Genomic DNA, 20,067 nt, shown 5'->3' with positions numbered 1-20,067 from the left:
AGCCTGTGCGCCGTCTGTGTGGGGCGGTCAGTGGCCGAACGAGTGGACCGTTGTCGTCCGGTACGTCTGTCCCGGCCGCAGCACGGTGGAGGGGAACGACGGCTTGTTCGGCGAGTCCGGGAAGTGCTGCGTCTCCAGGCAGACCGCGTCGCCCTGGCGGTAGACGTGCCCGGACGTGCCGACGAGCGTGCCGTCGAGGAAGTTCCCGGAGTAGAACTGCAGACCGGGCTCGGTGGTGGAGATGCGCAGGGTGCGGCCCGAGGCGGGGTCGCGCAGGGTCGCGACGTGCAGCGGCTGCGCCGTGACGCCCTTGTCGAGCACCCAGTTGTGGTCGAAGCCCTGGGCGTACAGCAGCTGCTGGTGGGCGACGCGGAGGTCCTCGCCGATGGTCTTGGCGCGGCGGAAGTCGAAGGGGCTGCCGGCGACCTCCGCCAGTTCGCCGGTGGGGATCAGCCCCGGGCCGACGGGCGTGTAGCGGGAGGCGGCGATCCGCAGCTCGTGGTCGTGGACGGCGCCGCTGCCCTCGCCGGCGAGGTTCCAGTAGACGTGGCTGGTGAGGTTGACCACCGTGGCCCGGTCGGTGGTGGCCTCGTAGTCGACGCGCCAGTCGCCCTGCCGGGTGAGGGTGTAGGTGACCTTCACCTCGAGCGTGCCCGGGTAGCCCATCTCGCCGTCGACGCTCGTGCGGGACAGGCGCAGGCCGACGTCTTGGCCCTCGGTGAACGGCTCGACGTCCCACACCCGCCGGTCGAAGCCCCGGGCGCCGCCGTGCAGGCTGTTCACGTCGTCGTTGACGTCGGCCTGGAAGGCCTCGCCGTCGAGGGTGAACCGGCCTCCGCCGACGCGGTTGCCGTAGCGGCCGATCAGCGCGCCGAAGTACGGGCTCCCGGCGACGTAGTCCTCGAGGGTGGCGAAGCCGAGGGAGACGTTCGCGTGGCGGCCGTGCCGGTCGGGGATCTCCAGGGACTGGACGATGCCGCCGTAGTCGAGGACCTTCAGGCGGGTACCGCCGTTCTCCAGGGACCAGCTGTGGATCTCCGTGCCGTCGGCGAGCCTGCCGAAGAGGTGCTTCACCGGCGTCCTGCCTCCCGGGCAAGAAGGGGGCCCCGCCGGTTTCTCCGGCGGGGCCCGTGTGCTGACTTACGAACCGGACTTGCGCTTGTTCCAGACGTCGAACCCGACCGCGGCCAGCAGGGCCAGGCCCTTGATGACCTGCTGCCAGTCGGAGCCGACGCCGAGGAGGTTCATGCCGTTGTTCAGCACGCCGAGGACGAGACCGCCGATGATCGCACCGAGGACGGTGCCCACACCGCCGCTCATCGACGCGCCACCGATGAACGCCGAGGCGATCGCCTCGAGTTCGAAGTTCAGTCCCGCCTTCGGGCCGGCCGCGTTCAGACGGGCGGCGACCACCAGACCCGCCAGGGCCGCGAGCATGCCCATGTTCAGGAAGACGTAGAAGGTGACCTTCTTGTCCTTCACGCCGGACAGCTTCGCCGCCGGCAGGTTGCCGCCGATCGCGTAGATGTGCCGGCCGAACACCGCGTTGCGCATGACGTAGCCGTAGCCGACCACCAGCGCACCCAGGACCAGCAGGATGATCGGGGCGCCCTTGTAGCTGGCGAGCAGCATCGTGACCACGAGGATCGCGGCGACGATGGAGACGATCTTCAGCAGGAAGATGTTGCGGGGCACCACGTCCAGCGCGAACTCCTGCTGGCGCTTGCGGTCGCGGACCTCCTGGAGGACCACGAAGACGATCAGGGCGAGGCCCAGCAGCAGCGTGATGTTGTGGTAGTTCGTGGTCGGGCCGACCTCGGGCAGGAAGCCGTTGCCCATCTTCTGCAGCCCGTCCGGGAAGGGGCCGAGGGTCTGCCCCTCCAGGAGGATCTCCGTCACACCGCGGAAGGTGAGCATGCCGGCGAGGGTGACAATGAACGACGGTATGCCGAGATAGGCGATCAGGAAGCCCTGGACCGATCCGGCGACACCGCCCACCACCAGGCAGAGCACGACCGCGACCGGCCACGACACGTCGTGCTGGACCGTCAGGACGGCCGCGAAGGCACCCACGAACGCGGTCAGCGAACCGACGGACAGGTCGATGTGACCCGCGATGATCACCAGCATCATGCCGATCGCGAGGATCAGGATGTAGCTGTTCTGCAGCACCAGGTTGGAGACGTTGCGCGGCAGCAGCAGGTCCCCGTCGGTCCACACCGCGAAGAGGGCGACGATCAGGCCGAGCGCGATCAGCATGCCGTACTGGCGCATGTTGCGGCGCAGGCCGTCGAGCATCAGCTGGAGCAGGTTTCCGCCCCCCGCCCCGCCGCTCTTGCCCGGCGGCGCGGCGACCGGGCTCTTGTCGGTCACTTCGGTGCTCATCGCGTTACCTCTTTGTCCTTCGTCATCTGACGCATCAGCACTTCCTGCGTCGCCTCGGCCCGCGGGACCTCGCCCGTGAGGCGCCCGGCGGCCATGGTGTAGATGCGGTCGCACATGCCGAGCAGTTCGGGCAGCTCGGAGGAGATGAAGACGACCGCCTTGCCCTGGGCCGCCAACTGGTCGATGACCGTGTAGATCTCGTACTTGGCGCCCACGTCGATGCCGCGCGTGGGCTCGTCCAGGATCAGCACGTCCGGACCCGCGAAGATCCACTTGCTGAGGACGACCTTCTGCTGGTTGCCGCCGGAGAGCTTGCCCACCGGCTCGAAGACGGTCGGCGCCTTGATGTTCATGGACTTGCGGAAGCCCTCGGCGACCTGCCGCTCCTCGTGCTCGTCGACCACCCCGCGCTTGGCCACCTTGTCCAGGGCGGTCAGCGAGATGTTCCGGTTGATGGTGTCGATGAGGTTGAGGCCGTAGTGCTTGCGGTCCTCGGTGACGTAGGCGATGCCGTGCGCGACCGCCTCCGCGACGGACTTGGTACGGATCTCCTTGCCGTCCTTGAGGACCGTGCCGCCCGCGTACCGGCCGTAAGTGCGCCCGAAGACGCTCATCGCGAGTTCGGTGCGGCCGGCGCCCATGAGGCCCGCGATGCCCACGATCTCCCCGCGCCGCACGTGGATCGACACGTCGTCGACCACCTTGCGCTGCTGGTCGATCGGGTGGTGCACGGTCCAGTTGCGGATCTCCAGCGCGGGGGCCGCGCCCGCCTCCGGCTCGTGCGGGGTGCGCTCGGGGAAGCGGTGGTCGAGGTCGCGGCCGACCATGCCGCTGATGATCCGGTCCTCGGTCGTCTCCGGCGACTTCACGTCCAGCGTCTCGATGGACTGGCCGTCGCGGATGATCGTCACCGAGTCGGCGACCTTGCGGATCTCGTTGAGCTTGTGGGAGATGATGATCGAGGTGATGCCCTGCTTCTTCAACTCCAGGATGAGATCGAGGAGTTTGTCGCTGTCCTCGTCGTTGAGGGCGGCTGTCGGCTCATCCAGGATGAGCAGCTTCACCTTCTTCGACAGCGCCTTCGCGATCTCCACGAGCTGCTGCTTGCCCACGCCGATGTCGGCGACGCGGGTCTCGGGGTGATCACTGAGGCCGACCCGGCGCAGCAGCTCGGAGGCGTGCCGCAGGGTCTCGTTCCAGTTGATCAGCCCGCGCTTGGCGTGCTCGTTGCCGAGGAAGATGTTCTCCGCGAGGGAGAGGTACGGCACCAGCGCCAGCTCCTGGTGGATGATCACGATGCCGTGCTGCTCGCTCGCCCGGATGTCCTTGAAGCGGCAGATCTCCCCTTCGAAGAGGATCTCCCCCTCGTAGCTGCCGTGCGGATGGACACCGGAGAGCACCTTCATCAAGGTGGACTTTCCGGCGCCGTTCTCACCGCAGATGGCGTGGACCTCGCCCTGCCGGACGGTCAGTGTGACGTCCGACAGCGCCTTCACACCGGGAAAGGTCTTGACGATCGAGCGCATTTCCAGGACGGGTCCCGCCATGGTCGTGCCTTCCAATCCGTAAGGGTCGACGCTTACTTGAGCTGGTCCGCGGTGTAGTAGCCGCCCTTGACGAGGATCTCCTCGTAGTTGGTCTTGTCGACGCTCACCGGCTCCAGCAGGTAGGCGGGGACGACCTTGGTGCCGTTGTCGTAGGACTTGGTGTCGTTGACCTCGGGCTTCTTGTCGTTCAGGACCGCGTCGACCATGTTCGAGGCGACCTTGGCCAGCTCGCGCAGGTCCTTGTAGACGGTCTGCGTCTGCTGGCCGGCGATGATCGACTTCACCGAGGCCAGCTCGGCGTCCTGGCCGGTGATGACCGGCAGCGGCTTGCTCCCGGAGCCGTAGCCGTCGGACTTCAGCGCCGACAGGATGCCGATGGAGATGCCGTCGTAGGGCGAGAGGACCGCGTCGACCTTGGCGCTCTTGTACGACTTGGTGAGGATGTCGTCCATGCGCCGCTGGGCGGTGGCGCCGTCCCAGCGCAGGGTGGTGACCTGGTTCAGGCTGGTCTGGCCGGACTGGACGACCAGCTTCTTGCTGTCGATGTACGGCTTCAGGACGCTCATCGCGCCGTTGAAGAAGTACTTCGTGTTGTTGTCGTCGTTGGAGCCGGCGAACAGCTCGATGTTGAACGGACCCTTGCCGCTCTTCAGGCCGAGCTTGTCGACGATGTAGTTCGCCTGGAGCTGGCCGACCTTCTCGTTGTCGAAGGAGGCGTAGTAGTCGACGTTCGCCGAGCCGAGGATCAGGCGGTCGTAGGAGATGACCGGGATGTTCGCGTCCTTGGCCTGCTGCAGGACGTTGTTCAGCGACTTGTTGTCGATCGCCGCGATGATCAGCGCCTTGACACCCTGGGTGATCAGGTTCTCGATCTGGGAGACCTGCTGGTCGGGGTCGTCCTCGCCGTAGACCAGCTTGGTCTTGTAGCCCTTGGCCTCCAGGTCCGCGACGACGTTCTTGCCGTCGGAGATCCAGCGCTCGGAGGACTTGGTCGGCATCGCGATGCCGATGGTCCCGCCCTTGCTGTCGCCCTTGTCCTCCTTGCTCCCGCCCTCACCGCTCTGGCCGCAGGCGGACAGGGTCAGGGCGAGGGAGGCGGCTCCGGCTACGGCGGCGAGGGCGGCTCTGCGAGTACGCATGATCATCATCCTTGATGTGGTGAGGGAGTGCTTCGGTCCGGAGGTGAATCCGCTCGGGGCGGCGCGGGGAGGACCGACAAAAAAAGCGCGTGTGGGATTGTGTTCGCCTGCGTCGCGTTTTGTGAAGGGGCTTTGTCCGGAACGTTATGCGGAAGTTTCGAACCGCTTCAGCGTGCCGGGCAGCCGCGAGCCCAGAGGAGCCATGTCGCCGTCGGCTCCGTGCCGTGCCAGCAGGTCCAGGGCCAGCCGGCCTCGCCGCACCCGCTCCTTCGCGGTGGACAGCGCCAGGTCCCTCATGTGGTGCCCGTAGGGGTAGATGCCGGGAGCCTTGGACAGGCCGAACTTCAGGTACAGCGGTGCGCCGCGCCGGATCAGCTCGGCGACCTCGTACATCCGGATGTACCCGCCGAGATCGTCGGGCGCCTCGATGTACATGTCCATGGGGGCGCCGGACACCCGGCGGATCTCGGTGAGGTGATCGAGCGTCAGGTCACTGGGGACGTTGACCGAGTCCGCGCCCAGCCGCTCGTACACGGCGTAGGCGGCCGGGTTCACGGGCCCGATCAGCGCCGAGACCTTGAGCGTGGTGTCGGCCGGGATGATGCCCGCCTCGCGCGCCCGGTGCAGCGTCCACAGCACGCCCTCGTCGGCCACGAGGAGGCACTTCACGCCCAGCTCCGTGGCGCGGAGGGCGTCCTCCACGCACCCGGCCACCGCGTCGTGCCCGCGGGCTCTCAGCCCCGCGCCGCGCGAGTCGGTCCTGGTCGAACCGCCGATGTCCCAGGTGCCACGCGGCCCGGTGAACAGGCACAGCTCGATGTCCCGTTCGGCGGTGGCCTCGACCATCTCGGTGATCTCGGCGTCGGTCAGCATCCACACGCCGCTGCCCTGGCTGATCCGGTGGATCGGCACGTCCAGCCGCGAGGCCTCCTTCAGGACGACGGCCAGCGCTTCGGGACCCTCGCACGAGGGGATCTCGGTGCGCCAGCGGCCGCCGCCCGGGAAGGTGTGCGGGGAGGCGTCGGCGGGATCGAGGGCGGGCGCGCCCAGGCCGAGCGAGGTGAGTACCTGCTCACCGGGGCGGCGGGCGGCCGTGGCGGAAGCGTCGGTCGTCACAAGCTGTCCTTCGTGTTCGGTATGTCGGACGAGATTCGGGGATCAGGGCATGCGGGGCTTGGGTGTACGCCGGTACGGGGGCCGTCAGGTCACCCCTGTACCGGCGTACGTCTGGGGGGGTGTCCTGTGGGTCAGGTCGGTTTCGAGCGAGGGTGCCAGTCGGCCGGGCCGGGCGGGGTCCGGTGCGTGCGGCTGCCCGGCGGAGCGGCGTCGACGCCATGGGGCTCCCTCCCGCGCGAGCGCGGCCGGGCGTGGGGGAGTGGGCAACCGACGACCGCGCGGCAGACGCGCGTGCCAGGGCTCGCGACCCTCGCCGAGATCCACAGGACACTCCCTACGGGCGGAGCAGTACCTTGCCCACCTTCGGATCGCCGGAACCCACCAGCTCGATCGCCTCGGAGAACCCGGTGAGCGGCAGCTCGTGCGTGACCAGCGGCAGCGGATCGAGCAGCCCCGCCCCGAACACCCGCACCGTGTGCGACCAGGCGTCCGGCGGCGCCCCGAAGACGGTGTGCACCTCCAGCTGCCGTACGACCAGATCCGTGGGGTCGAGCCCGTCGGCGCCCGGCGCCGGGATGCCCGTCAGCACCAGCCGCCCGCCGCGCCTGAGCAGCGAGGCGGCGGTCTGCGCGGCGGACGCCGACCCCGCGGTCTCGATCACCACGTCGAAGTCGTCGGGCAACTCCTGGTCGCGCGTACGGAAGTCGGTGGCCCCGAACTGCCGGGAGAGGGCCTCCCGGTCGTTGCGCGTGCCCACGACCAGCAGCTCGCTCGGCGAACCCGCCCGCAGGAACTGGACGGCGAACATGCCGAGCGTGCCGGTCCCGACGACCGCGACCCGTTCGCCCGGCAGGGCGTGGGCCTTGATCGCGGCGGCCGCGATGCAGGCGGCCGGCTCCAGCAGGGCCGCCGCCGTCAGGTCGGCGTCCTCGGCCAGGACGTGCAGCAGCCGGGCCGGAAGGGTGAGCGTGGCGGCCATCGCACCCGGCTGGGTGAACCCGGTCTCCTCGTACCCGTCCGTGCACAGTGTCGTCTCGCCCGCGTGGCAGCGGTCGCACACCTGGCAGTTGCGGAAGCCCTCACCGACGACCTTGCGGCCCACGAGGGACTCCGGCACGCCGGCGCCCACGGCCTCGACCGTCCCCGACCACTCGTGGCCGGGGACGAGGGGATAGCGGACGTACCCCTCGGGCCGGTTGCCCTGGTACACCTCGCGGTCGCTGCCGCAGATGCCCACCGCGTGCACGCGGACCAGCGCCTCACCGGGCTCCGGCTGCCGGGGCTCGTGCCCGACGAGCCGGTGCTCGCCGGGCGCCTCGACGACGACGGCGGTACTCACCTCTGGGTGCCCTTCGGCTTGCGCTGCTCCCAGCCCTCGGCCCACAGGTCGAAGCGGGCCTGCTGCTGCGGGAACTCGGCGGCCGCGTCGACGTCCAGCTCGACGCCGAGGCCGGGTGCGTCGGACAGGTGGAAGTACCCGTCGACGACCTCCGGCGCCCCCTTGACCACCTTCTTGATCTCCGCGTCCGCGAAGTCGTTGAAGTGCTCGAGGATCTTGAAGTTGGGCGAGGTGAAGCCGACCTGGAGGGAGGCGGCGGTGAGCACGGACCCGCCCACGTTGTGGGGAGCGACGAGCATGTAGTGCGTCTCGGCGGTCGCGGCGAGCTTGCGCGTCTCCCAGATGCCGCCGATGTGGCCGACGTCCGGCTGGATGATGTCGACGGCCTGGCTGTCGAAGAGCTCGCGGAACTCGATCCGGTCGTGGATCCGCTCACCGGTGGCGACCGGGATGTCCACCTTGGCGGCGACCTTCTCCAGCGCCTTGAGGTTCTCCGGCGGGCAGGGCTCCTCCAGCCACGCGGGCTTGAAGGGGGCCATCTCCTTGGCGAGCCGGACGGCGGTCGAGGGCGAGAACCGGCCGTGCATCTCCAGCATCAGCTCGGCGTCCGGCCCGATGGCGTCGCGCACGGCCTCGATGAGGGAGACGGCGTACAGGGTCTGCTCGTGGTCCAGCTCGAAGTGGCCGGTGCCGAAGGGGTCGATCTTGAGCGCCTTGTACCCGCGCTCCATGACCCCCTGGGCGGCCTTGTGATAGGCCTCGGGGGTCCGTTCGGTGGTGTACCAGCCGTTGGCGTAGGCCTTGACCTTGTCGGTCACCTTCCCGCCGAGCAGCTGCCAGACCGGCACCCCGAGAGCCTTGCCCTTGATGTCCCAGCAGGCCATCTCGACGACCGCGATGCCGGACATCACGATCTCGCCGGCGCGCCCGTAGTCGCCGTACTTCATGCGGTGCACGAGGTCCTCGACAGCGAACGGGTCGGATCCGAGAATGTGGTTCTGCTCGGCCTCTCGCAGGTAGCCGATCAGTGCGTCGGTGTGGCCCAGCATCCGGGTCTCGCCGACACCCGTGATGCCCTCGTCGGTGTGCACCAGGACGTAGGTCAGGTTGCGCCACGGCGTCCCGACCACATGCGTGCTGATTCCGGTGATGCGCACGGAAGTTACCTTTCGGCTGTTCGAGATTTCGTCACATGTTCGAAATGCTGGCCAGACAGTAAGGATGACCCGCGCGAGGTGTCAATGGGTCGAACAGGTAACGCTTTCGACAGTTTCGCGCCCCCTTTCGAGAAATGGCGCGCAGTGGTGTGCTCCAGGTCACTCGTGTCGCTGCGACGGTATGGCCGGTTCCCACACAACTTTCACCCGTCGAACCTAGGAACGTGACCGTACGGGCACCTAGTCTTCCCGCGTCATGGACTACTGCCACCCGTGCCGACGGCACCTGAACGGCGCCCTCGCCTGCCCGGGGTGCGGCGCACCTGCCGAACAGCTACGCGCGTATCCGCAGGACGCGTCCGAGCCGGAACCGTACGGCGACCACCAAGTGCCCGCCGGCCACGGCGCCCACGAGGCTCCCGTCGATCATGGTGACCACGGCGCTCCCGTCGATCGCGGCGTCCACCAGGCTCCCGTCGACCACGGCGATAGCGACGAGCGTGGCGACCGCGAGGACCGCGACGACCGCGAGGACGAGGGCGGCGAGCCGCAGGGCCGCGCGCCGCGCCGCCGCGAGCAGGACCGGCGTGGCAGGCGGAGCCCGGCGGGCACGGCCGCCGGACCGGACGCGAGTCGTCGCGACCGCAAGGCGGCGGTCCACCGCCGGCGCCGCAAGCGCACGGTGCTGATCACCGTCGGCTTCGTCCTGGCGGCGGGCGGCCTCAGCCTGGCCGAACTCGGCGTGGACGCGCCGGGGTTCTCCTCCTCCCCGGACCCGGCGGTGGCCGGGGGCGAGTCGTCCGAGATCGACGACTCGACGGCGGGGCCGAGCGTGTCCGGGCAGCCGCTGGACGACAGGACGGACACGGGCGGGGGCCAGGCCGCCTCGTCCTCCCCCGACCCCTCCGCGTCCCCCTCCGCCGACGCCTCAGCCTCCCCGTCGGCGTCGGAGTCCTCGGGCGAGGAGGGTGCCGCCACGCAGACCCCGGCCGGGGAGGTTCAGTCGGGCACCCTCCCCGGGTCCGCCGACTCGACGCCCCCGTCGGAGCCCGACTCCGGCTCCACCCCGACCGCCGACCCGACGCCGTCACAACCGTCCCCGGAACCGTCGCCGTCCGAGACGTGCGAGCGCTTCCTGTGGTGGTGCTCGTAGGGCCCCGCCCCCTGGCCGGGCCGGTTCCGGACCCTCCCGGCACCGCCGGCGTCCGCGCGTCGGGCCGGAGTTCGGTGCTGTCGTCGGCCGTCCCGAGTCCGGGCCGTGTCGTGGTTCGGTGGGCCGGCCGCTGAGGTCGTCGGCCTCGGAGCGGAGTCCGGTGGTGCCGTTGGCTGTCCGGAGTCCGGACGGCGTCGTGGTTCGGTGTGCCGGCCGCTGAGGTCGTCGGCCTCGGGCCGGAGTTCGGTCGTGCCGTCGGCCGTCCGGAGTCCGGACCATGTCACGGTTCGCTGTTCTGACCGCCGAGGCCGTCGTCGGGGCGTCCGTCGGCGCGGGCGCCCTCGACCGCCGGAGAACCGGGCGCCGCACCGGGCGGTCGGCCTGCCGTCCTCAGGCGGGGCGCGCGGCCGGCCCTGCCGTCGTGGCCGGCCGTGTCGAGAAGCCCGAACGCCGGGCGCGTTATTCAACCGTGACGACCTTCCGGTGCACACCTCTTGACCGCCGTGAATTGTTAGCGCTCACAATGACCTCCGCGTTCACCAGTCAGCGTCCAACGCCAGCAAGGGAGGAATGAGCGTCATGTCCGCACAGCTCACACCCGCCCTCCCGGCCGCCGGCGTCGGGCTCTCCGGAACCCCGGCGTGACGCGGGCGGCGCGGGATCATCCGCCCACACCACAGGTCTTATCGGCAGACGACCGCCAAGGAGGTGCGGCCGTGACCCACGCACAGCTTCGGCCGCCCACCATGGCCGACGTGGCTCGTCTGGCCGGCGTGTCCCACCAGACCGTGTCCCGCGTCCTGGGGGACCACCCCAACGTGCGGGAGGAGACCCGGGCCAGGGTGCTGCGCGCGATCGAGGAGATGGGCTACCGCCGCAACTCCTCCGCACGGGCCCTCGCGACCCGGCGCACCCGCACCCTCGGTGTGGTCGCCTCCGACACCACCCTCTTCGGACCGGCCAGCACCTTGTTCGCGCTGGAGGAGGCGGCGCGTGCCCAGGGATACCTCGTCTCGACGGTCAGCCTGCGCGAACTGACCATGGAGACGCTGTCCGAGGCTCTGGACCACCTCAGCGAGGGCGGAGTCGAGGGGGTGGTCGCCATCGCCCCGCAGCGGTCGGCGGTGGAGGCCCTGGCCGAACTGCGGTATCCCTTCCCGGCGGTGGTCGTGGGCAGCGGGCCGGGCGTGGACATCCCCAGCGTCAGCGTCGACCAGCACCTCGGAGCACGGCTGGCCACCGGTCATCTGCTGGCGGCCGGCCACCGTACGGTCTGGCACCTCGCCGGGCCCGAGGACTGGCAGGAGGCGGCCGACCGGGCCGCCGGCTGGCGGGAGACCCTCGAAGCGGCGGGTGTCGAGCCGCCCATGCTGCTGCGGGGGGACTGGAGTCCGCTGTCGGGCTACCGCGCGGGCCAGGAACTGGCCGGCTGGGTGGGCCGGGGGCTGACCGCCGTCTTCGTCGCCAACGACCAGATGGCACTCGGGGTGTTGCGGGCCCTGCGGGAGGCGGGGGTCCGGACTCCCCAGGACGTCGCCGTGGTCGGTTTCGACGACATCCCGGAGTCGGAGTTCTTCGCTCCTCCGCTCACCACCGTCCGGCAGGACTTCGCGACGGTGGGCAAGCGAGGTATCGCGCTGCTCCTGGAGCTGATCGAGGGCCGGCCGCCCGGCACCACGGCCCGGATCGCGATCGAACCCCAACTCGTCGTCCGCGCCAGCTCCTTCCCGTACGCCGCTCAACCCGAGGGCGTACCTCTCTGACGAACCGACAGGCCGCCCCTGCCCAGCAGTGCGGCCGATATGCCGAACAGTGATCGACAGGCTGGACGCAGTGCGGCCGGTCCCCTCGAGTACCAAGCGGTCCCTTTCCGGGCCGGCTCTTCAAAGGAGAAGAACATGCTCAACAGACGGAACTTCCTCACTGCGGCGGTCGGCGTGGCGGCCGCGGGCGGCCTGGCGGCCTGCGCCAAGAAGGACGAGGGCGCCGCCGGCTCCTCCGGGGGCGACAGCAAGACCATCACGCTCGGCTTCTCCCAGGTCGGCTCGGAGAGCGGCTGGCGCACCGCCAACAGCGACTCGGTGAAGTCGGCCGCCAAGGAGGCGGGTTACAGCCTCAAGTTCTCCGACGCCCAGCAGAAGCAGGAGAACCAGATCTCCGCGATCCGCAGCTACATCGCGCAGAAGGTGGACGTCATCGCCTTCTCGCCGGTCGTCGTCACCGGCTGGGACGCGGTGCTCAAGGAGGCCAAGGCCGCCAAGATCCCGGTGGTCCTCACCGACCGCTCCGTCGAGACCTCCGACCAGTCCCTGTACGCGACCCTGGTCGGCTCCGACTTCACGGACGAGGGCCGGCGCGCGGCCAGGATCCTGCAGAAGGTCCTGGAGAAGGCCGGCCACAAGGGCGCCGTGAAGATCGCCCAGCTGGAGGGCACCACCGGTGCCGCCCCGGCGATCGAGCGCGCCAAGGGCTTCAAGGAGGTCATGGACGCCGAGCACAAGGACTGGAAGATCGTCGTCAGCCAGACCGGTGACTTCACCCGGGCCGGCGGCAAGCAGGTCATGGCGGCCTTCCTGCAGTCCAACCCGGACATCAACGTCCTCTTCGCGCACAACGACGACATGGCCATCGGCGCCATCCAGTCCATCGAGGCGGCCGGCAAGAAGCCCGGCAAGGACATCCTCATCGTCTCCATCGACGGCGTGAAGGACGGCTTCGTCGCGATGTCCGAGGGCAAGATCAACGCCATCGTCGAGTGCAACCCGCTGCTCGGCCCCCAGCTGATGGACGTCGTGAAGAAGGTGCACGACGGCGAGACGGTCGAGCGCTGGATCAAGACCGAGGAGAGCGACTTCATGCAGGACCAGGCCGCCGCCGCGCTCCCGAACCGCAAGTACTGACCGACCGCACCCACCGGCAGGGAGCCTCCGCCGACCGGACCACCGGTCCCGGGGCTCCCTGCGGGCCTGAACCAATCCCATGAGGAGCGCTGCCATGGCAGAGCCGCGGCCCGTCCTGGAGATGACGGGCATAGTCAAGGAGTTTCCGGGGGTACGGGCTCTGTCGGGCGTCGACTTCCGGCTCTTCCCCGGCGAGATCCACGCCCTGATGGGCGAGAACGGGGCGGGGAAATCCACCCTCATCAAGGTGCTGACGGGGGTCTACTCCCTGGACGGCGGCACCATCACCCTCGACGGCACGTCCGTACGGTTCGGCAGCCCGCTGCAGGCGCAGCAGGCCGGCATCAGCACCGTGTACCAGGAGGTGAACCTCTGCCCCAACCTGTCGGTGGCGGAGAACATCTTCATCGGGCGCGAACCGACCCGCATGGGCCGCATCCAGTGGAAGCGGATGCGCAAGGAGGCCGCGCAGCTGGTGGACCGGCTCGGCCTCGACATCGACGTGACCGCGCCCCTGTCCTCGTACCCGCTGGCCGTGCAGCAACTGGTCGCGATCGTGCGGTCGGTGGGCACCGGCGACAGCGACGGCCAGGGGTCGGGCACCAAGGTGCTGGTCCTGGACGAGCCGACGTCCAGCCTCGACCGTGACGAGGTCCAGGAGCTGTTCCGCCTGATGCGGCGGCTGCGGGACGAGGGCGTGGCGATCCTGTTCGTCTCGCACTTCCTCGACCAGATCTACGAGATCTGCGACCGGATGACCGTCCTGCGCAACGGCACCCTCGTCGGTGAGCACATGGTCGCCGACCTCGACCAGGTCGGGCTGATCCAGCTGATGATCGGCAAGGCCCTGGACCAGCTGGAGGAGCTCCACGACCACCAGCTGCACGCGGACGTCGGCGAGACGCTGCTGCGGGCGGAGGGCCTCGGCAGGACGGGCGGCATCGCCCCCTTCGACCTGGAGATCAAGAAGGGCGAGGTGCTCGGACTCGCCGGCCTGCTGGGCTCGGGCCGGACCGAACTCGCCCGGCTGCTCTTCGGCGCCGACCAGCCCGACAGCGGCAAGGTCTCCATCGGCGGCAGACAGATCTCGATGAGCGCCCCGAACGACGCGATCGGCGCCGGCGTCGCGTTCTGCTCGGAGAACCGCAAGACCGAGGGCCTGGTCCCCGACCTGACCGTGCGGGAGAACATCATCCTCGCCCTCCAGGCGGCCCGCGGCTGGACCCGGCCCATCCCCGCCGCCCAGCGCGACGAACTCGTCGCCAAGTACATCAGGGCGCTGGACATCCGTCCCGCCAACCCGGAGGCCCGCGTCGGCCAGCTCAGCGGCGGCAACCAGCAGAAGGTGCTGCTGGCCCGCTGGCTCATCACCCAGCCGAAGCTGCTGATCCTGGACGAGCCGACGCGCGGCATCGACATCGGCGCCAAGGCGGAGATCCAGAAACTGGTCGTCTCCCTCTCCGAGGACGGCATGTCCGTGCTGTACATCGCGGCCGAACTGGAGGAGGTGCTCCGGCTCAGCCACACCATCGGAGTGCTGCGCGACCGCCGGCTGGTGGCGCAGCTCACCAACGGGCCCGAGATCACCACCAGCCGGATCATGGAGACCATCGCGAGCGGAGAGCACCAGTGAGCACCCCCTCAGTGACCACCCCGTCCCGATGGCGAGCACTGACGCACCACCACCTGTTCTGGCCGGTCGCGGTGCTCGTCGTCCTGCTGCTCGTCAACGTCCCCTTCACGCCCGACTTCTTCTCGGTCCGGATGACGGACGGCCACCTCTACGGCAGCCTCGTCTCGATCGTGCTGTTCGGCTCGCCCCTCATCCTGGTGGCGGTCGGCATGACCCTGGTCATCGCCACCGGCGGCATCGACCTCTCGGTCGGCGCCGTGGTCGCCATCACCGGGGCCCTGGCCTGCTCCTACATCAGCGACCAGGCCGACCAGAGCGCCCTGTCCGGGGTGTTGCTCGCCATGGGCCTGGGCCTGCTGGCCGCGGTCGTGTGCGGTCTGTGGAACGGCTTCCTGGTCGCCCGGATGGGCATCCAGCCGATCATCGCCACGCTGATCATCATGGTCGCCGGACGCGGTGTCGCCCAGCTGATCACCGACGGCCAGATCATCACCGTCAACAGCGAGCCGTACAAGCTGATCGGCGGCGGCTACTGGCTGACGCTGCCCTTCTCCATCTTCGTGGTGGCCGTGGTCGTGGCCGTCACCGTGGCGCTGACCCGCCGCACGGCGCTCGGCCTGCTCGTCGAGTCGGTCGGCGGCAACGCCGAGGCCAGCCGGCTGGTCGGCATCCGCTCCCGGCGCATCAAGATCATGGTCTACATGTTCTGCGCGCTGTGCGCGGGCATCGCGGGCCTGATGATCAGCTCCAACACCTCGGCCGCCGACGGCAACAACGCCGGCCTGTGGATCGAGCTCGACGCGATCCTCGCCGTGGTGATCGGCGGCACCTCACTGCTGGGCGGCCGGTTCTCCATCGGCGGCACGGTGGTCGGCGCGCTCGTCATCCAGACCCTGACCACCACGATCTACACCATCGGCGTGCCGACCCAGACCAACCTGGTCTTCAAGGCCGCCGTCGTCATCGTCGTCTGCCTGCTGCAGTCCCCGAAGTTCCGCGCCAAGGTCTTCGGCGCCAGGTTCGGCGCCGGGTCCGGTGCGAAGGGCAGCGCCCGGCCGGCCCCGGCCCCGGCGGACACCGCCGCGGCGACCGAGGCCGCTCCCAAGATGGAGGTGTCGTGATGAGCGCGACCACCCAGAATCCCACGGCACCGGACCGGCGTACCCCGTCCAGGGCCGGGCGGCTGCTCGGCGACCGGCGCCTGCCCGTCGTGGCGACGGCCCTGCTCTTCCTCGCCATGTACATCGGGGGCCTGACCCGGTACCAGTACTACGGGTTCGCCGAACCCCAGGTCTTCCTGAACCTGTTCATCGACAACGGCTATCTGCTGGTCGCCGCCGTCGGCGTCACGTTCGTGATCCTGTCCGGCGGCATCGACCTCTCCGTCGGCTCGGTGATCGGCTTCACGACGATGTTCACGGCCTGGCTGGTGGAGCGTCAGGGGCTGCCGCTCCCGGTGGTGATCCCCATCGCGCTGGCGGTCGGCGCCTTCGGCGGGTTCCTGATGGGCTACGTGATCCAGAACTTCGAGATCCAGCCCTTCATCGTGACCCTCGCCGGCCTCTTCCTCTTCCGCGGCCTGTGCCTGGTCATCAGCAAGGAGTCGATCTCGATCAGTGACTCCTCGGTGAGCAGCCTGGCCCAGACGCAGGTGTCACTGGGGATGGGCTTCCTGTCGATCGGTGCGATCGTCGCCCTGGTCGTCCTCGCCGTGGCCTTCTACGTCCTGCACTACACGCGCTTCGGGCGCCGGGTGTACGCCATCGGCGGCAACGAGCAGTCGGCCCTGCTGATGGGTCTCCCGCAGGGCGGCACGAAGATCGCCGTGTACACCGTGAGCGGGTTCTGCTCGGCGCTGGCCGGACTGCTCTTCACCCTGTACATCCAGTCCGGTGACCCGCTGCACGCCACCGGTATGGAACTCGACGCGATCGCCGCGGTCGTCATCGGCGGCACCCTGCTGACCGGCGGCTCCGGCTATGTCCTGGGCACCCTGTTCGGTGTCCTCGTCCTGGGCCTGATCAAGAGCATCATCCAGTTCGAGGGCACGCTCAGCTCCTGGTGGACGAAGATCGCCACCGGTGTGCTGCTGTGCGCGTTCATCCTGATCCAGCGCTTCATGACGAGCCGCAAGAAGACCTGAGCCGGCAGGGACGTCGTCCCCCGCACAGCGGTCCGGCACACGCGACACCCCGCGCGCCGGACCGCTTTCTTCGCTTCCGTCCCGACTGCGTACGTGACCTGCGCGGGCCCGGCACTCCAGTCCGCTGATGGGCTCATGGGCGTTCGTGGCTGCCGCTGGACAGCGGTGGGCGGCGTCAGAGCGTCTCGGGGCGGCACTCCGTGCGAAGGTCGCCCACACGGTCTTGCCGATGACGTGCTCTGTGACGCCCATGTCGTCGGCCAGTTCTCTGGTCAGGTGCAACCCTCGTCCTGAACACGCGTCAAGCTCCGAAGCTTCAGGGGCGACCAGCCGGTCGCCAGTGTCCCGGACCCCGAGACGCATCACTGTGCCCTCATGCTCAAGGCTCAGGCAGTACTCCCGGCCCGGCGGAACTCCGTGCAGCAGCGCGTTCGTGGCGAGTTCCGACGCACACAGCTCGATGTCGTCCAGCCGGTCGACGCAGCCCCAGTCCACCAGGACCTGATGGACGAAGGCGCGGGCGTCACGCACCGAAGCGCGCGAGCGGGGGAAACCACGTTGCTGTGGCAAGGGCACGGTTGGCCACCTCCGCACATCCGGGGCGCCAGGCGTCGAGCACGGTACCGCTATTCGCGAAAAGCGGCAAGGTGCTCTCGGGGAGGTCCTGCGTGCGGTCGCCTAACGTGTAGAGCCCAGGGTCGAATGGACGGCTGGCCGCACAGGAGGACGTCGTGAGCGCGAGTACATGGGTCAGCACCTCGTTGCCGTACCTGACGCCGAGGGGGCAAGGGCAGGGCGACGCCTGGGCGGAGGAGGCGGCGGCCCAGGGCCGGCGTGGCACTCAGCGGATCGTGCACGCCGGTGAGGTGCCGGCTCCGGCGGACGTGGCGGAGCTGCTCGGGATCACGGAAGGGGAGCCGGTCGTAGTACGGCGCCGCCTGATCCTCCTCGATGATCAGCCGAACGAACTGACCGACACCTACTACCCGACCGCCATCGCCCGGGGCACCCGCCTCGCGCATGCCGCGAAGATTCCGGGCGGAGCCGTCACACTCCTCGCCGAACTCGGTTACGTGGGGGTCCTCGTGAGCGAGGATGTGACCGCTGGGATCCCGGACGAGGAGGAGTCGGAGGCTCTCCGGACGGCCGCAGGCGAGCCTGTCCTGCGCATCGCTCGGCTGACCCGGGACCGCGACGACCGGCCCATCCAGGTCGACCGTATGGTGATGCCTGCCCTACGGCAGAGACTGCGCTACCAGATCAGGATCGGATGACCGTGCCCAAGGCAGAACCGGAAGCAGCCGACCGCCGCTCGCTGCACGAGAGGATCGCGGCCGATCTGCGCGATGACATCATGAGCGGCGAACTGGCACCGGGCGCCAGGCTGCCTTCCACCGCGCAGCTCAAGGAGCGTTTCGACGCCTCGAACGCCACGGTGCAGAAGGCTCTCCAGCTCCTCAAGGAGGAGGAGTTGGTGGTCGGCAGGGCGGGCGCCGCCGTCACGGTCCGCGAGCACCGGCAGCGCACCGTCCGCCCCGCCGACCTCGTGACGCCCGGCGCCCCGGACGAGCCCTACCGCTGGCTCACCGAGGCGGCCCGGTACGGCACACACGCCCGCAGCGTCATCCTCGACGTGGCCGAGACCCGCCCACCCGCCGACGTCCGGGCCGCCCTGGGCCTGCCGGAGGAAGGCACGGCCCTGCTCCGCAGCCAGATCCTCCTGATCGACGACGAGCCCGCCGAACTGGTCGACTCGTACTACCCGTGGGACATCGCCCGAGCCACGCCCCTGACGGACCGCCGCAGGATCAAGGGCGGAACTCCAGCGCTGCTCACGGAACTCGGTCACCCTCCTCGCCGCAGCGTGGACCGGATCTCCGCGAGGGTTCCGACCCAGGAGCAGTACCGGGCGCTCCACCTCACCAGCAGCATGCCGGTACTGCGCACCCTCCGTGTCCTGCACAGCGATCGGGAGGAGCCCGTCGAAGTGACGGTCATGGTGAAGGCGGGCCATCTCTACGAGTTGCAGTACGAGTTCCGGGCCGAGTGATCGCAGGTCGGCTACGACTCCGGCCACGTCGAGCGCGAGGTCGACATCGCTGCTCACGGCCGCTAAACGCGTGAGCGCGAGGAGACGGGCCGGCTTCCTCGCGCGGATGTCGTGCGAGCGAGTCAACGCGTGGATGAGTGCGCAAGCGCGTGAGCGCACGCCGGTACCGTGCCGCAGCCGACCGGAAGGACCATGGGGGAGGGGCCGCCCGGTCATCTCCCGGAGGCTGTGCTGCGTGTGCCGCAGCCCTCCGCCCGAGGTGCCGGTGCCGTACCGGGGTCTGTCCCCGGTCGCCGGGCTCTCAGCGCAGCCCGGCTTCCGTCTCGACGCCGAGCCGGAGGATCTGGTCGCGGCTCAGGCGGGCGAGTTCCACGAGCAGTTCGGCCACGTCGGGCCCTGCCGGGTGCCGCCCCGGGAGCCGCTCGCCCCACTGCAGACCGGCCTCACCCACCGGGCCGGCCATGGCCACCAGGTCGCCGACGGGGATACCCAGGACGACCGCGACATCGGCCAGCAGGTCGCGGGTCGGCTCCACCCTGCCGTGGCCGACCCCACCGATCGTGGCCGCACTCACGTACAGGCCCGACACCAGGTGCAGAACCCTGGCGGAGCCCGTCCAGTCCAGATTCCGGTTGGCGAGCATGCGCAGCAGCGCGGCGCCGAAAAGCGGCGGGTACTGCTCGGACGGTCGCGGAGACCGCACGGGCACCGTGCGGTTCTCGCGCGGCCACGAGCGCACACGGCGGAGTAGCTCGCGTCTGCGCTCCGGGGCCAGTGACACCGCACGCTTCACCAAGTGCGGGACCAGCCGCCCGGCCGTCGCGTCCAGCGGCGCGAGGTCCTCCGGCAGCGGCGGACCGGCGAGGGCGAAGAGGTCCGCGGTGCGCCAACCGAGCGCGGGCGCGAGCCGCCGAAGCAGCATCGGATCCGGCGCCGTGCCCTTGAGCACGGCCCGGAGCCCGGCCTCCCCGAACTCGGCCTGCCGGGAGAGCAGCCCGACGCCGAGCTCCCGGTGGTCCATCAGCCGCCCGAGGAGCACACCGAAGCCTGCCTGCGCCGTCATATCGGGAGCATAGGCGCCGGGGGGCGGGGCGCAGGGGCGCGCACCTGTCATCGAGGCCGTGGCTGTCCTGGGGCTCCTCGCCCTCGACCCCGCCGACCCTCTCGATCGGCGGGGGTTGATGGTGCGTCAGGGGCAGGTGCAGGGGGCGTCGGAACCCCTGGGGCGACGCGTCGACCCCACCGCGGTGCGCTGGAGCGACATCCGCCCTTCTGAACAACCCACCGCACCGGCCACGGTCACCGCGCAACCCGCCACCGCGCAACCCGCCACCGCGCACTCCGCCACCGCGCACCCCGCCCCGGCACCCCCGCAGGCCTTTCCGGGAGCCCTCCTGGACCATCCGGGCTATCGGTGACACCAACCCCCTCTTGTTGCAGTTGAGTCGAACAGGTACACCTCGCCGTACCGATCTCCGGCAGCACCGATCACAGGAAGTCAGAGG

At 69.7% G+C, this 20,067-nt stretch carries 17 protein-coding genes and 2 pseudogenes; 9 read left to right on the top strand and 10 right to left on the bottom strand.

The window, feature by feature from the left end:
- Positions 1–27: 27 nt before the first annotated feature.
- The 8 genes and pseudogenes from ACIBBD_RS02675 to ACIBBD_RS02640 form a co-directional block, all read right to left on the bottom strand.
- Positions 28–1,089: pseudogene (locus ACIBBD_RS02675) on the bottom strand (aldose epimerase family protein); the annotation flags it as partial.
- A 51-nt stretch (positions 1,090–1,140) separates the two neighbouring features.
- Positions 1,141–2,385, bottom strand: a complete 1,245-nt coding sequence (gene mmsB / locus ACIBBD_RS02670) for a multiple monosaccharide ABC transporter permease (RefSeq protein ID WP_399417439.1) — start codon at positions 2,383–2,385, stop codon at positions 1,141–1,143.
- The gene (mmsA, locus tag ACIBBD_RS02665) at positions 2,382–3,932 is read right to left on the bottom strand and encodes a multiple monosaccharide ABC transporter ATP-binding protein (protein ID WP_399417438.1); all 1,551 of its coding nucleotides are present in this window, start codon (positions 3,930–3,932) and stop codon (positions 2,382–2,384) included. Before mmsA ends, mmsB begins: the two co-directional genes overlap by 4 nt.
- A gap of 32 nt (positions 3,933–3,964) precedes the next feature.
- Positions 3,965–5,071 (bottom strand): multiple monosaccharide ABC transporter substrate-binding protein, encoded by a 1,107-nt coding sequence (gene chvE, locus ACIBBD_RS02660; protein ID WP_399417437.1) that lies wholly within the window; start codon positions 5,069–5,071, stop codon positions 3,965–3,967.
- Positions 5,072–5,215: 144 nt separating this feature from the next.
- Complete coding sequence (locus ACIBBD_RS02655) at positions 5,216–6,187, bottom strand: hypothetical protein (RefSeq protein WP_399417436.1); 972 nt, start codon at positions 6,185–6,187, stop codon at positions 5,216–5,218.
- Between the two features lie 334 nt (positions 6,188–6,521).
- Positions 6,522–7,526 (bottom strand): zinc-binding dehydrogenase, encoded by a 1,005-nt coding sequence (locus tag ACIBBD_RS02650; protein ID WP_399417435.1) that lies wholly within the window; start codon positions 7,524–7,526, stop codon positions 6,522–6,524.
- Positions 7,523–8,683, bottom strand: coding sequence for a mandelate racemase/muconate lactonizing enzyme family protein (locus tag ACIBBD_RS02645; protein ID WP_399417434.1), 1,161 nt, complete (start codon positions 8,681–8,683; stop codon positions 7,523–7,525). Before ACIBBD_RS02645 ends, ACIBBD_RS02650 begins: the two co-directional genes overlap by 4 nt.
- 334 nt (positions 8,684–9,017) lie before the next feature.
- Entirely contained in the window at positions 9,018–9,344 is a 327-nt protein-coding gene (locus ACIBBD_RS02640; RefSeq protein WP_399417433.1) for a hypothetical protein, read from the bottom strand.
- A gap of 21 nt (positions 9,345–9,365) precedes the next feature.
- Between ACIBBD_RS02640 and ACIBBD_RS02635 the strand changes: the two genes are divergently transcribed.
- From ACIBBD_RS02635 to yjfF, 6 genes are all read left to right on the top strand, one after another.
- Positions 9,366–9,836 (top strand): hypothetical protein, encoded by a 471-nt coding sequence (locus tag ACIBBD_RS02635; RefSeq protein WP_399417432.1) that lies wholly within the window; start codon positions 9,366–9,368, stop codon positions 9,834–9,836.
- A 716-nt stretch (positions 9,837–10,552) separates the two neighbouring features.
- The gene (locus tag ACIBBD_RS02630) at positions 10,553–11,599 is read left to right on the top strand and encodes a LacI family DNA-binding transcriptional regulator (protein WP_399417431.1); all 1,047 of its coding nucleotides are present in this window, start codon (positions 10,553–10,555) and stop codon (positions 11,597–11,599) included.
- 135 nt (positions 11,600–11,734) lie between these two features.
- Positions 11,735–12,736 carry an ABC transporter substrate-binding protein gene (locus ACIBBD_RS02625; RefSeq protein WP_399417430.1) on the top strand — a complete coding sequence of 334 codons (1,002 nt, stop codon included), beginning with the start codon at positions 11,735–11,737 and terminating at the stop codon, positions 12,734–12,736.
- A gap of 94 nt (positions 12,737–12,830) precedes the next feature.
- Positions 12,831–14,369, top strand: coding sequence for a sugar ABC transporter ATP-binding protein (locus ACIBBD_RS02620; RefSeq protein ID WP_399417429.1), 1,539 nt, complete (start codon positions 12,831–12,833; stop codon positions 14,367–14,369).
- An 11-nt stretch (positions 14,370–14,380) separates the two neighbouring features.
- Positions 14,381–15,490, top strand: coding sequence for an ABC transporter permease (locus ACIBBD_RS02615; protein ID WP_399417574.1), 1,110 nt, complete (start codon positions 14,381–14,383; stop codon positions 15,488–15,490).
- Positions 15,490–16,512 (top strand): galactofuranose ABC transporter, permease protein YjfF, encoded by a 1,023-nt coding sequence (gene yjfF, locus ACIBBD_RS02610; RefSeq protein ID WP_399417428.1) that lies wholly within the window; start codon positions 15,490–15,492, stop codon positions 16,510–16,512. The genes ACIBBD_RS02615 and yjfF overlap by 1 nt, the downstream gene beginning before the upstream one ends.
- Positions 16,513–16,731: 219 nt before the next feature.
- Here the strand turns inward: yjfF and ACIBBD_RS02605 are convergent.
- Positions 16,732–17,088, bottom strand: a pseudogene (locus ACIBBD_RS02605) (ATP-binding protein); the annotation flags it as partial.
- Between the two features lie 155 nt (positions 17,089–17,243).
- Here ACIBBD_RS02605 and ACIBBD_RS02600 point away from each other — a divergent pair.
- Together ACIBBD_RS02600 and ACIBBD_RS02595 are read left to right on the top strand one after the other, a co-directional pair.
- Positions 17,244–17,786, top strand: coding sequence for a GntR family transcriptional regulator (locus tag ACIBBD_RS02600; protein WP_399417427.1), 543 nt, complete (start codon positions 17,244–17,246; stop codon positions 17,784–17,786).
- Positions 17,783–18,562 carry a GntR family transcriptional regulator gene (locus tag ACIBBD_RS02595; RefSeq protein ID WP_399417426.1) on the top strand — a complete coding sequence of 260 codons (780 nt, stop codon included), beginning with the start codon at positions 17,783–17,785 and terminating at the stop codon, positions 18,560–18,562. Before ACIBBD_RS02600 ends, ACIBBD_RS02595 begins: the two co-directional genes overlap by 4 nt.
- 301 nt (positions 18,563–18,863) lie before the next feature.
- Here ACIBBD_RS02595 and ACIBBD_RS02590 read toward each other — a convergent pair whose 3' ends face one another.
- Complete coding sequence (locus ACIBBD_RS02590; RefSeq protein ID WP_399417425.1) at positions 18,864–19,625, bottom strand: hypothetical protein; 762 nt, start codon at positions 19,623–19,625, stop codon at positions 18,864–18,866.
- Positions 19,626–19,683: 58 nt separating this feature from the next.
- Between ACIBBD_RS02590 and ACIBBD_RS02585 the strand changes: the two genes are divergently transcribed.
- The gene (locus ACIBBD_RS02585) at positions 19,684–19,980 is read left to right on the top strand and encodes a hypothetical protein (RefSeq protein WP_399417424.1); all 297 of its coding nucleotides are present in this window, start codon (positions 19,684–19,686) and stop codon (positions 19,978–19,980) included.
- The last annotated feature ends 87 nt before the right edge of the window (positions 19,981–20,067 follow it).

The organism is Streptomyces sp. NPDC051315 (assembly GCF_044455165.1).
Lineage (GTDB): Bacteria > Actinomycetota > Actinomycetes > Streptomycetales > Streptomycetaceae > Streptomyces.
Note: the sequence above shows the minus strand (reverse complement) of the source record. Positions and strands in the feature narration are given on the sequence as shown.